The sequence below is a fragment of the Fluctibacter corallii genome, from assembly GCF_025751585.1.
Lineage (GTDB): Bacteria > Pseudomonadota > Gammaproteobacteria > Enterobacterales > Alteromonadaceae > Fluctibacter_A > Fluctibacter_A corallii.
The window spans coordinates 318096-330738 of sequence record NZ_JAOWKX010000001.1 but is presented as its reverse complement, the minus strand read 5'-3'; the positions used below and the strand labels follow the sequence as shown (position 1 = coordinate 330738).

General features: G+C 43.5%; 12 protein-coding genes. 5 read left to right on the top strand and 7 right to left on the bottom strand.

Features of this window, described 5'->3' with window-relative positions:
* The first annotated feature begins 62 nt into the window (after positions 1 to 62).
* Complete coding sequence (locus OE749_RS01435; RefSeq protein WP_263710559.1) at positions 63 to 1181, top strand: succinylglutamate desuccinylase/aspartoacylase domain-containing protein; 1119 nt, start codon at positions 63 to 65, stop codon at positions 1179 to 1181.
* Positions 1182 to 1350: 169 nt separating this feature from the next.
* Positions 1351 to 1542: a hypothetical protein gene (locus tag OE749_RS01430; RefSeq protein ID WP_263710558.1), complete on the top strand. Its 192-nt coding sequence runs from the start codon at positions 1351 to 1353 to the stop codon at positions 1540 to 1542.
* Positions 1543 to 1544: 2 nt separating this feature from the next.
* On the opposite strand, the gene OE749_RS01425 is transcribed toward OE749_RS01430, so the two are convergent.
* From OE749_RS01425 to OE749_RS01415, 3 genes are all read right to left on the bottom strand, one after another.
* Entirely contained in the window at positions 1545 to 1973 is a 429-nt protein-coding gene (locus OE749_RS01425; RefSeq protein WP_263710557.1) for a hypothetical protein, read from the bottom strand.
* 18 nt (positions 1974 to 1991) lie between these two features.
* Positions 1992 to 2762 carry a HesA/MoeB/ThiF family protein gene (locus OE749_RS01420; protein ID WP_263710556.1) on the bottom strand — a complete coding sequence of 257 codons (771 nt, stop codon included), beginning with the start codon at positions 2760 to 2762 and terminating at the stop codon, positions 1992 to 1994.
* Between the two features lie 331 nt (positions 2763 to 3093).
* Positions 3094 to 3720 carry a TetR/AcrR family transcriptional regulator gene (locus tag OE749_RS01415; RefSeq protein ID WP_263710555.1) on the bottom strand — a complete coding sequence of 209 codons (627 nt, stop codon included), beginning with the start codon at positions 3718 to 3720 and terminating at the stop codon, positions 3094 to 3096.
* Between the two features lie 362 nt (positions 3721 to 4082).
* Between OE749_RS01415 and OE749_RS01410 the strand changes: the two genes are divergently transcribed.
* Positions 4083 to 5552, top strand: coding sequence for a hypothetical protein (locus OE749_RS01410; protein WP_263710554.1), 1470 nt, complete (start codon positions 4083 to 4085; stop codon positions 5550 to 5552).
* 99 nt (positions 5553 to 5651) lie between these two features.
* Here the strand turns inward: OE749_RS01410 and OE749_RS01405 are convergent, their stop codons facing one another.
* Positions 5652 to 6122 carry a Dps family protein gene (locus OE749_RS01405; RefSeq protein ID WP_263710553.1) on the bottom strand — a complete coding sequence of 157 codons (471 nt, stop codon included), beginning with the start codon at positions 6120 to 6122 and terminating at the stop codon, positions 5652 to 5654.
* Between the two features lie 264 nt (positions 6123 to 6386).
* On the opposite strand from OE749_RS01405, the gene OE749_RS01400 reads away from it, so the two are divergent.
* Positions 6387 to 6764, top strand: coding sequence for a VOC family protein (locus OE749_RS01400; RefSeq protein ID WP_263710552.1), 378 nt, complete (start codon positions 6387 to 6389; stop codon positions 6762 to 6764).
* Between the two features lie 187 nt (positions 6765 to 6951).
* Positions 6952 to 7656 carry a hypothetical protein gene (locus OE749_RS01395; RefSeq protein ID WP_263710551.1) on the top strand — a complete coding sequence of 235 codons (705 nt, stop codon included), beginning with the start codon at positions 6952 to 6954 and terminating at the stop codon, positions 7654 to 7656.
* A gap of 569 nt (positions 7657 to 8225) precedes the next feature.
* Here the strand turns inward: OE749_RS01395 and rpoD are convergent.
* The 3 genes from rpoD to OE749_RS01380 form a co-directional block, all read right to left on the bottom strand.
* Entirely contained in the window at positions 8226 to 10064 is a 1839-nt protein-coding gene (gene rpoD, locus OE749_RS01390) for an RNA polymerase sigma factor RpoD (RefSeq protein ID WP_263710550.1), read from the bottom strand.
* Positions 10065 to 10267: 203 nt separating this feature from the next.
* Positions 10268 to 12028, bottom strand: coding sequence for a DNA primase (dnaG, locus tag OE749_RS01385; protein WP_263710549.1), 1761 nt, complete (start codon positions 12026 to 12028; stop codon positions 10268 to 10270).
* A gap of 145 nt (positions 12029 to 12173) precedes the next feature.
* On the bottom strand, positions 12174 to 12620 hold the full coding sequence (locus OE749_RS01380; RefSeq protein ID WP_263710548.1) for a GatB/YqeY domain-containing protein: 447 nt from the start codon (positions 12618 to 12620) through the stop codon (positions 12174 to 12176).
* Positions 12621 to 12643: the final 23 nt, after the last annotated feature.

The window sequence follows — 12643 nt, the reverse complement described above, 5'->3', positions numbered from 1 at the left end:
TGAACCCCAGCACTATAATACCCCTATTTCCCGTGTCACATTAAGCCACCATAAGAGCAGCTATGAACCAATTTAGTAAGGACTACCTCGTTGTGGCGCAAAACGCGTCTGGCCGAAATATGAATGTTCCTTTGTACCGTTTTAAGGGCCGCGAATCTGGACCCAAGGTCTATATTCAAAGCTCGATTCATGGTGCTGAGGTGCAGGGCAATGTTGTCATTTACCATTTGATTCAACTGCTTAAACACACCGCAATACGTGGCGAAATTATTCTTGTGCCAAACTGCAACCCAGTTGGAACCAATATTAAAGCAGGTGAATATACTCTTGGGCGATTTGACCCAGTGAATGGTACCAATTGGAATCGAGGTTATTACTACGACGAATCCTTGGTACAGGCGTTTGCACAGGGTGTTAAAGAGGGCGACTCCCTTGATGAAGTGAAGTCTCGCTTCAGAGATGAGGTAAAGCAACGCCTAGACGAAAAGCTGTCTCAAACTTGGGGATTGGGGCTTGCACATCGCCTGAACTTAAAGTTACAGCAGTTGGCATTTGATGCGGATTACGTCATCGATATTCACAATGGGCCAGTATCTACTCGTCATATTTACGTGCCCGAGTATGCCAAAGCATCTGCGACTTTGTTTAACATTCCTCATGTCATTTTTATTCCCAATCAATTCGCAGGTGCTTTGGATGAAGCGACATTTTGTCCGTGGTGGACGCTGCAAAACTTATTGTCAGAGAAGTTTCAACGAGATATTCAGTTTAACGTTGAAGCCTTTACCTTGGAAATGGGGAGTCAGGAAGTCATCAGTTTTGAAGACGGTAAGTTTGATGCGGTCAGTGTCATGTCTTACTTAAATAATAAAGGTGCACTGATTGATGCTGATTACCAACCTGCTGACATGCGTCGTGTGTCTGTGAAGCTGGCGAATTATAAGATTCTTTATACGCAACAAGGAGGGATTGTGGAATATTTGGTTGCGCCAGGTGAAGAAGTGAAAAAAGGCCAGCCTCTCGCACGTGTGCTCAATGTCGATGAGTTAGAAAATGCGCGTGCCACATACGAGATTGCAGCGCCATGTGATCTGATTACGATTTTACATTTTCCATCGGCTTCAGTGCTCAGTGGCACTCAATTGTATAAGTGCTTTACTGAGTACGAGCGGCTTACCTAGCTTGTGTGTCAGTGTTTAATGTCTATCTTAGGAATAAAACCAAATTTACATTTGGTTTATTTATATTCTTTTGGGTTCTATAAATGCGCGCATTTAGGCAAACAAAGCATTGGCAGTTATATCAAAGGGCGGGCATATTGTTAGGCGGGCTTAACATGAGGTTCGCGCTATGGACAAGTCACATTTAAAACCGGGAATGGTGGTGGAATACCATCAGGATGCGGTAGAAGTTATTGATGTCAATACATTTCAGAATACAGTGCAGGTAAAGCGTTGCTCAGACGACCGCCATTTTACGGCGAATTGTAATGAGTTACATGAAGATCCGCAGTTGCACACAGATTGCCCTACCTATTATTAAATTTATTCACGGGCATTAACGCAGGTGAGAGAGTGGTTCACCTGCGCAATCAGCCACGTTTTTGCTTCCGTCTCGTTTTCAAAAAAGGCATGGCGTAAATCTGTTTTATTGTAAATAGTTGCCCAAAATGCCTTTGCCGCATGTGAAACGCGTTCATCGTTAAATATCACTGCTGTTGCAACCAGCCCTACTTGTTTTGCTTTGTGGATGGCGCCAATCATAATTTCTCGGGTATCTGCTGACATTAGCTCGAAATGTTTTGCATACACCAAGCTTGCCCAAGGGCCGCTCGATAATTGGGCTCGATAGTGCGCGACGTTTTCAATATAAATCAGAGCCCCCTCTTGGTTGATAGGGCCTGTTACGTCAATAATTAACAGTGGAGGAGACACGGTAAAATCCACATGCCCGTGAGCAGGGAACTTAATCATATTCTAACCTATTGTAAATTAGCGCGAGTCTGCTTGTTTGAGCTGGCAAACCGGGCAGCCTTTTAATGGCGCGATGTGCATCTCCCGCCATTCCATATATAACCCGTCGAAGCAGAGCAACCTCCCATTGAGCGCCTGACCAATATTTGCCAGCATGCGGAGTGCCTCGTGTGCTTGCATCGCGCCAATAATGGCCACTAGAGGAGACAGCACGCCCGTTTCGGTGCAAGATAACATCTGTGCGTCAATATTGTGTGTCATACAATGATAGCAAGGAGATTTTGCATCGGGCAAAAAACTACTAATTTGTCCTTCAAAACGAATGGCTGCACCGACGATAAGGGGCCGCTGTTGCCTAACACAATAGGTATTTATTAATTGGCGTGTTGCCATGTTATCGCTGCAATCAATGATGATATCGCACCCTTTGAGGCATTGCTCAATGTTGCTGTTTTCAAGTCGAGATTCATACTGTTTCAGTGAGATGTCGTGATTGATTTGCACCAGTTTTTCTGCCGCAGATTGTACTTTGGCTTTGCCTACGTCTGCTTCTAGATGCAGCACTTGACGAGAGATATTAGTGATTTCAACATGGTCATCATCAATAAGAGTCAATGTACCTATGCCACTCGCTGCCAGTACTTGCGCGCACGCACAACCCAATCCACCTAATCCAACAATACCCACATGTGCATTTAATATGGCTTCTTGCCCAGCGAGATCCACTTGGGGTAATACAATTTGACGGTTGTACCGCAAGGCTTGCTTTTGTGTGATTTCGTTGCTCATAAGAATCTGATTTGAATATAGGTTTAACGCTAGTATGCAGAGATTCTGGGCGTTATGAAAGGTGATTAGGCATGCAAATGGCCTAAAAAAGGGGTGACAGTGTCACCCCGAAAAATTCGTGTTGAATACGCCCCCAAAATGAAGTGAAAAGGACGAATACGAATTGGCTGATAAAATAAACCTTGTTTGTGACAATTTTATTGAACTAGATCAAAGAATGGATAATTTAGACGAGTATGATGGCTGTGTGAGCAATATACAGCTGAATAATAAGCGATAAGGCGCATTACCTTATAATGTGTATAAGGTAATGCGGAACTGACTTGAATACCTAGGTCAGGTATTTGTATTGCATTTCAGATAGCGTTTGCACGTATTCTTCTATGCTATGTCCTGACGCAATTGCAGGGGTTAAATCAGGGTATAGCACTTTATCTAAAATGCCATTTACGCACGTATGAATCACCATAGAAACCGCTGATTTAGCGGATGTTGTGGTCATTTCATCGCGATAGCGCAATATAACCTGAGCAATTCGTTCGTACTCTTCACGGCGGCGTTGTAAACGCCCATTATCAACAAAATCAGGATAGATACGAGCATTAATATGCAGTGTTCGCAGTACGCTGCGTTTACTGTCTAAAAATGCCCAAATTTCCTTATTCACTGAATAAATAGCATCGTGAAGATTGCCATAGTGTTTAACTTCTAATGAAGCGATCCATGCCTCAAGGTCATTGCTGAAATCGTCATATAACATGGGCAGCAAAGACTCTTTATTCCTAAACCGTCGATAGTAAGAACCGACGGAGACGTCTGCACGCTGAGCAATTTCTTGAATACTGATATTCTCGAAAAACTTCTCTTCCAAACAACTATGCAATGCGTCAAGGAGCTTTTGTTGCGTGCGCTTACTCCTTGCTTGTTTGGGCTCAATAATAGTCTTTTGGCCGATCATAAAATCACACTTACTGAATGTTTGTTATTGTTTTAATGTACCGTCTCGCAATGGGTTCACCGAACATCATCTGAGAGAAGGTCGTCGTGGTTGGTGTGAAAAACGTTAAAACATTTCGTATGTGTTACTTTATTTTACCCTCAAAAGGGATGTAAAGATCAAGCAAATACTACCTATTAGGGAAAAAACATACCTAAACACGGGTTTTTAAAGGGTAACATTTGGTTATTTTTTGCATTAATTTCATTTGCTTGGTGACTACGCTACACTTAATTCGTCACTTAATATACTATTCTTTGAGCGTAGGCGAGCGTCGTTATCTTTCCTTAAATATTTGTTTATATGGAGAAAAATTAGCAGTTATGTTTGGACCTGCAGGAGCATCGACCTTTACACAAAGTGTGATCGATATTAAAAACCTTATCTACTCAGATACACAGGTAAAGGATTCCCTGTATGAACAAGCGTCTATTTTTTTTGGCATTCAAGACGATGACAAAGCACGAGTTGCACTTCAAGTCGCGAAGGTTGACGAAGCAAAAAAGGAAGTGGAAACCGCCAGTTGGACAAAGTCTAAAGCGGCTAAACAACAGCTTGAGGCGGCTGAAGCAAAATTAGCCAGCTTGAAACAGTCGATTGAAAACGACCGTGTCAAACGCTTAGACAAGTGCATCGACATTTGTACCCGTCTTATACGGCTTTCAGAGGGCACAAATGGCGCTGAAACGGCTCAAAATTCAGCGAAATTATTAGGCACAATTTTGCTGTTATCGCCAGGTGATGGTCCACGTTTACAAGTAGCGCATCAACGCTTTAAACCGATGTATAAAGCGGTATTGGCTGTTCGCTTGCTTGATAAATTGCTTACCGCAGGCATGATAACTAACAAGTATATTTTGCAGCATTACGAAGCCGATAGACGATATCCTGAAAACCCTGAGGATGATTTAACCGAGTTTCAAAGAGAAGTGGTCATCCCAGTTATGATGGCGTCAATTTATCAGGATGTGGGGATGCTGCATTTAGATGCTGTGAAGCTGTTAAAAGGGCCGAAGGGCGATCTAGACGAATTTCGGTTACTCGAAGGCGATGATCGTATCCAAATGTTGAAGCTCAACCATAAGCACTCTCTTGATTACATGAGTCATGGGTTGGGCGCGCTGCCTTATCGTGGCGATGACAAAACCGAACGTAAAGCCTTTAAAGAAAGAGAAAAAGCCAAGCTGGTGTTTATTCGCACCATGTTAAACGATGCGATAAAGCCAAAACAAGGTCTTGGCAATCTTATTAAGGTACCTCAAATATACACCTCGGTGATTTTATCAACGAAAGCCGGCTACGACGTCAGAGAGCTTCCAAAAGCTGCATTATTGCTTGAGCAAGTTGCAAAAAAAGGTGCCGTTGATGTTGCGGCAGCTGAAAAGCTGGTGGAAATTGTGGGGTATTTCCCTCAAGGTTACGGTATTGCGTACATACCAAAAGATGATCAGGATAGAGATTTAGATCGTTATGAATATGCAATTGTAACTGGGCTAAATCCGCAAAACCCCAAAGTCCCGCAATGCCGTCTTGTGACGCGAAATTTAGAATACATTGCGTTTGGCAACGATGCCCGTATTTCTGTTGAGCGAAATTTGTATTTTCCCAATACGCGTAAAAAATTACAGCGTGTCAGCCCTGAACGTCTTAAGGAAATACTCAGTAAGCTTTACCATGACTTTGAGCAGCGTGGAGCGGCAGAATTGATTCCTCGGTGCTGGCAACCATACGACTATTTTTCGTTTCGCAATAACCAGAATCTGTGGAATCGAAAACTCTGTACGACGATTTAACCGAGTAGAATTGAAAAGGGCAGAACGCGACATTACGGTCTGCCCCTTTGCATTGCGATTCATATTCGCATTTTAAGTGAATACGAAGCGCGAGCGATACTATTTACTCATTGCTCGCAGCATCCACGCGGTTTTTTCGTGAATACTCATTCTGTCGCCCACCAAAGCAGCCGATGATTCATCATCTGCATCTTGTGCCAGTGCCAATACTTCACGTGCCGTTTTAACCACTTGCTCGTGAGACTTTGTCAGAATTCGTACCATGTCGGACGCTTCTGGCACACCGTCAACTTCTTCTATCGAGCTTAATCGAACGAACTCCTTGTACGTGCCAGGAGCCGGAAAGTCGAGCGTACGAATACGTTCAGCAATGTCGTCTACTGCCGTTGCCAGTTCTGTATAATGCTCTTCAAACATAAGGTGTAGCTCGCGAAACTGCGGGCCAGTTACGTTCCAGTGGAAATTGTGGGTTTGCAAATATAGGGTGTATGAGTCTGCCAGAAGCTTGGTGAGGCCCTCCGCGATTTTTTCACGATTTGCTTTGTTAATTCCAATATCGATCTCTGTCACATTGCTCTCCTTTCGTTTGCAAAAACAATCCAAGGTATCTCAAATTGCTATAAATTCAGGTTGCGAAAAACAACCCTGTTATTCATACATCTGATGGCGTTTGTTTTAATTTCAACCGCATAGCTTCAAAAATAGTCGACGAGCAGTAAAGAAGACAATGAAAATTTACGATTACCCTGTTCGTTCTTTCCAATAAGACTTTGCTGAGTGGATGTGTGATAACTACTGCATGACCTAAAGAGTCGTAAAACAAGGAGTAACCCTATGAACATGAACCAAGTGACCATACCGGCTACAGATATGGCAGCGTCTAAAGCATTTTATGTCACTCTCGGCTTTGAGCTAATTGTTGATACTGACCATTATGTTCGATTTTATTGTGAAGACGGTGGTGCAACATTCTCATTGAGCCTGACAGATCAGCGCACCCCGAATCCAACCGTCGTGTATTTTGAACATGAAGCATTAGATATGCTATGTAACAGGTTGCAACAAAAAGGCATTGAATTTGAACAACTCCCTCACCATCAGCCTTACTTGTGGCGTGAGGCGATAGTCAGAGATCCCGCAGGTAATCTAATTAAACTGTATTGGGCGGGCGATAATCGTGTTAACCCGCCTTGGCGAGTTAGGCGAACCTAAATGAGGCGAGTTAGCATCGGGTTTAGTAGAGTCCCGTTGCAAGCGCAACGCCATTCATGACGTAATACGCCACGACGGTATTTTGGGTAACAGAACTGGTAGGCTTACAATGGAGTAAAAAAATGCTCGAAGCACCCTCGTTTTTTGACTAGAATGCAGCCCACTTAATAATAAAAATAGGCTGTATATGGAAAATAGTGTCGTAGCTGAAGAGGTGAAATCCTCAAGTGCATTGAAAGTGATACTTTCGTTTGTAGTCGGAATACTTGGCGTGTTGTGGGCAGTGGTGCAGTATGTATTTCCTGATCCGCTTACCTATTTGTATGGTGTTATTCGACCTGAATATGTATTGGTGTTAATAGGGGCACTGGTTTTCTTTTTTGCTATTGCCATTTTGGTGTCCTCGTATCTAAAAAATAAAATAACATTTTTTATTACTTCTCCTCTCGTATTCATCGCCTCGTGTTTTACCTTCTTTTTGATTGGTATGGAATATAACAGCCCCGACTTTACTGAGGGGCTTCCAAGGGTTACCGCACAACATGGGAGTTTGTATCATAAGGGGGTGGAGTTCGCCCACAGAGCGTGTCAACGAGAAGCCGATACTATTTCTTGTTATGTTGTAGTGAAGAATCGCCGCGGCCAACGCCGAGTTGATGCTGACAGCTGGCGACTCGTCATGAAAGATGGGGCAATATTCAATGATTACGACATGTACCGTGGTGGCCAAAAAGTTGAGCGTTATGGTCGAAACCTAGACTTACCTCAAGGAGTTGAAGCGAGAGTGAAAGTCGTTTTTTATGGCGTTGATCTGCATTACGGCCATATTCTTAAACTAGGATTTGAAGCTAGCAATAAAGAGCTTGGCTTTAAAAACATAGGGATTCAATAAATCCATCTGTCGGCCACATTAGCCTCATGTGGCCGAACTAAATACGATTTAACGATAGAATGAATAAAGGTTACACAAAACCTGCTATCGTTTTTAGCCATTTCTTGTTATGAATACAATCCAACTATAAGTGGTGAGCCGAAAGACGAGTGAATAGGATTTTGTTTGTCTGGTCAGGCCTTGATTAGGCCCTGTAACAAATTTGTGTACCTGCCTCTTTCTATTTTTTGCGTGTTCGGATAATCTCTAGATAGTGCCATAGCAACAACACTAGGCCCGACATAAATCCAACAGATATGCCGGTGGCCAGGCTTTTTGTGGCAATAGCTACGCTAACGCCGAAAGCGGCACTCAAACCTATTTTGAATTTCCTACTTTTTTTATTGCTTTCGCGCACGAGATACTCCTGTTGTCTCATTAAATTCCGTTTCTATTCAGCTTAGTCGAATATTTTCGTATTAATAGCAATGGTTGACGGGAATGATGCCGCATGATCAAAGAGATACACTGTGACACACAAAAAAAGCAGCCTCAGGCTGCTTTTTTAAAATCTATCGAATACAAGACGTTTACTCGTCCAAGAAGCTACGTAGTTGCTCAGAGCGGCTCGGGTGACGAAGTTTACGCAAAGCTTTGGCCTCTATCTGACGAATACGCTCTCGGGTTACGTCGAACTGTTTGCCCACTTCTTCTAACGTGTGGTCAGTGTTCATATCGATACCAAAACGCATACGCAATACTTTCGCTTCACGGGCGGTTAGACCCGCAAGGACTTCTTGTGTTGCGTTTTTCAAGCTACCGCCGGTCGCTGAATCAAGAGGCTGCACAATCGTGCTGTCCTCAATAAAGTCACCAAGATGTGAATCTTCATCATCACCGATTGGTGTCTCCATTGAGATTGGCTCTTTTGCAATCTTCAATACTTTGCGGATCTTGTCTTCAGGCATTAGCATACGCTCCGACAATTCTTCAGGCGTTGGCTCGCGGCCCATTTCTTGAAGCATTTGGCGTGAAATACGATTCAATTTATTGATCGTTTCAATCATATGCACTGGAATACGAATTGTTCTTGCCTGATCTGCGATTGAACGCGTAATAGCCTGACGAATCCACCATGTAGCGTATGTCGAGAATTTGTAACCACGACGATATTCGAACTTATCAACCGCTTTCATTAGACCAATATTCCCTTCTTGAATCAGATCCAAGAATTGAAGACCACGGTTGGTGTATTTCTTCGCGATTGAGATAACAAGACGCAGGTTAGCTTCAACCATTTCCTTTTTCGCTCGACGCGCTTTCGCTTCACCGATTGACATACGACGGTTGATGTCTTTGATATCTTCAATGTTCAGGCCAGTTTCTTCTTCTACCTGATTCATCTTCGAAATAGCACGCTCAATATCTTCTTGATGGTTTTTCAGTTCTGCCGCATAGGCTGCGCCAGACGTCAGAGCGGCGTTTAACCAGTCAGAACTGGTTTCATTTCCTGCAAAAATTTTGATGAATTCTTTCTTCGGCATTTTCGCGTGCATCACACAATGCTTCATGACAATACGCTCTTGAACACGTACTTTATCCATCATTTCACGCATGTTTTTCACCATGCGATCAAATTGCTTAGGTACTAAACGGAACTCTTTGAAGACTTCACTAAGCTGCTCAATTTGCGCTTTTGCGTCTTTGTGCGCGCGACCTTTAGCATTGATAACATCACGAGTTTTGTCGTACTGAACGCGAAGTTCTGCAAACTTTTCGCGTGCTAATTCAGGATCGATGCTGTTGTCATCGTCTTCTGAATCATCGTCATCATCGCTATCGTCGTCGTCTTCATCTTCCAGTTCTTCTTCTGACAATTCAGAACCGATGTGAGTCGCAGTAGGCGCAAGATCTTGCTCGTCGTTAGGATCAACAAAGCCAAGAATAATATCGCTCAGGCGAATTTCTTCTGCTTCATACAAGTCCCATTGATCAAGTAGGTATGTGATTGCCTCAGGATACTCAGCAACACTACACTGAACCTGATTAATCCCTTCTTCGATGCGCTTGGCAATTTCGATCTCGCCTTCTCGCGTCAATAGTTCTACTGTACCCATTTCACGCATGTACATGCGCACAGGATCAGTTGTACGACCGATTTCACTCTCAACGGTAGCCAAAGCTTGGGCCGCAGCCTCTGCAACTTCTTCATCTGCCGTTGTTTCTGCCATCAACAATTCATCGGAATCAGGTGCTGATTCAAACACCTGAATACCCATGTCGTTAATCATACGAATGATGTCTTCAATCTGATCGGAGTCAACGATATCCTGAGGAAGGTGATCGTTAACTTCGGCAAATGTTAAGTAGCCTTGCTCTTTGCCTTTCGCTATGAGAAGTTTTATCTGAGACTGCTTGCTTTGCACCATATAACCTACATGTGTTAAATCAGTTAAAAATGCGTTAAACCGTGTTTATACCCCAATATTTTGGCGCTCAAAGTCACGTTTTAACGGCTAAATTCTATGCTTGCTGTGAGGCGTTAGCGAATTAACCAGTATAGCAGAAACGCCCCTCTTTCGGCTAGCCTTTATTGGTGTTTTCCTGTACACCTTCATTTGCATCTGACAGTCTACTCTGTTGTATAGGTCATTTTGGTCTGACTTAACAGCATAAACTCTCTTTTTTCATCCTCAGTTAGACTGTTTTTTACGCGAAGTTGTTCAAACCTTGCGTGCAATTGTTGTTCAATCAATCGACTAAAGCTGTCTTTGTATAATTTGTCTGGGTTTGTCTCATCAGCATCGTGATCAGCATGAAGCAACTTATTTAAGTGTTTTCCATCTGGATCATCTCGAAAATATTCCAGCACGAGGCCAGTATGTGCTGATGCATTTTGCATACAGAAGTGATGCAGCTTCTTTAATATTTTTAGACCCTGGCTAAGTTGTTCGTCTAATGGCTGAGGATTCACTTCTGGATTACTGGTTGCCAGTTGTGGTCTCAATAGTAATAGTCGTATCAATTTGCGAACCGGTGATATTGCGGTACGCACTGGACGGCTACTGTCGAACTTCTTAACCGAGCCCATATCCCGATTAACTGCCTGTGCAGACGCAAGGTGCCCGCGGGTTTTTATATCGAGTTCTTCCTGAAGCAGAGCCGACAAATTATCTGCCTTTATCTGCTCAATATAACCAAGGGCTTCTTGTCTTAGTGCAGCTTTCCCTTCTTGTGTACCTATATGGTGACGCTGGGTAAGGTTTTCAAAGAAAAATTCAGATAGCGGTACGGCGTTATCGAGCGTTTGCTCGAATGCCTCTCTTCCTATTTTTCTGATTAAACTGTCTGGATCTTCTCCATCGGGTAAGAACAGAAAGCGCATTTGTACGCCATCTTTTAAGTAGGGGAGGGCGTTTTCAAGTGCACGCCAAGCAGCCTCTCGGCCTGCTCGGTCACCGTCATAACAGCAAATGACTTCAGGCACTGCCCTAAATAACATTTGTACATGCTCGGGCGTTGTTGAGGTGCCTAATGCTGCAACTGCATACTGAATACCAAACTGTGCAAGGGCCACTACATCCATGTAGCCTTCCACAACCATAAGTCGTGTTAATTTTCGGTTAGCTTGCTTGGCTTGATAGAAGCCGTATAACTCTTGTCCTTTGTGGAATATGCGCGTTTCTGGTGAGTTCAGGTACTTTGGGCCGCCCTCTTCCAGCACGCGCCCACCAAAGCCAATCACTCTGCCACGTTTGTCTCTGATGGGAAACATAATGCGATCACGGAAAAAGTCGTATCGTCGACGTTTATCGTTTTCTGTAATTAACTTTAAATCAAGTAACTGTTGCTGTTTTTCGGGGGTACTGCCAAAAACCGTAAGTGCGCCATCCCATTCTGGTGGGGCAAATCCGATATCGAACTGTTTAACAATTTCACCACTGAGACCACGACTTTTGAGGTATTCAACGGCTTTATCTTTTTCTGGATGTTGCCGGAGCTGCTGTTGAAAGAAACGTGACACCTGCTCCATAAGCGCAAAATCATCTTCGAGCTGAGCGCGTTTATTAGGATCCGGCTGACCTTGCCCTTTTTCTCTTGGAACATCTATACCGTGAAAAGAGGCGAGCTCTTCGATGGCCTCAGGAAATTCTAGGCGATCAAATTCCATAATAAAGGAAATCGCATTGCCGTGAGCACCACACCCAAAGCAGTGATAAAACTGTTTATCCTGACTGACGGTAAATGATGGCGTTTTTTCGTTGTGAAAAGGGCAACAGGCCTGATAATTCTTACCTGCTTTTTTTAACCGAACGCGGTTATCGACAATGTCGACGATGTCTGTTCGGGCGATGATATCATCAATGAAGTCGCGTGGTATTCTTCCGGCCATAATGCTTTATAAAAAACGTGGAGTCGTTACTTTAGCAGTGCAAACAAACAAGCCGCAACATCTAAGATGTGCGGCTTGTTTATTTTTATTTTGTGCGAATACTGAGAAACAGATATCGCGGCTCAGGCAGAATGCTAATTGCAGCTTATGCCGTTAGCTTTCCTTTAATCTGGCCACTTAGCTTACCCATGTCAGTGCGCCCTTGTACTTTTGGCTTTAGCCAACCCATCACTTTACCCATATCCTGCATGCCATTGGCACCTGTTGCAGACATAGCTTCGTCAATGAGGGCATTTAGCTCGCTCTCGGTTAAGGGCTGAGGCAAAAAGTCCTGCAGCACGGCAATTTCAGCGATTTCATTATCTGCGAGATCTTGACGATTTGCTGCTTCAAACTGGCTAGCGGCGTCTTTACGCTGTTTAACCATTTTGGTGAGAAGAGCAACAACGTCTTCGTCAGTGACTTCGACTTTTTCGTCGATTTCTTTCTGCTTAACCGCCGCAAGCGCCATGCGAATTGTGCCTAAACGTAGTTTGTCTTTGGCACGCATTGCGTCTTTTTGCGCGTTCTTAAGATTTTCAAGCAATGACATGAAATAAACTCTTTGGAAAGCCA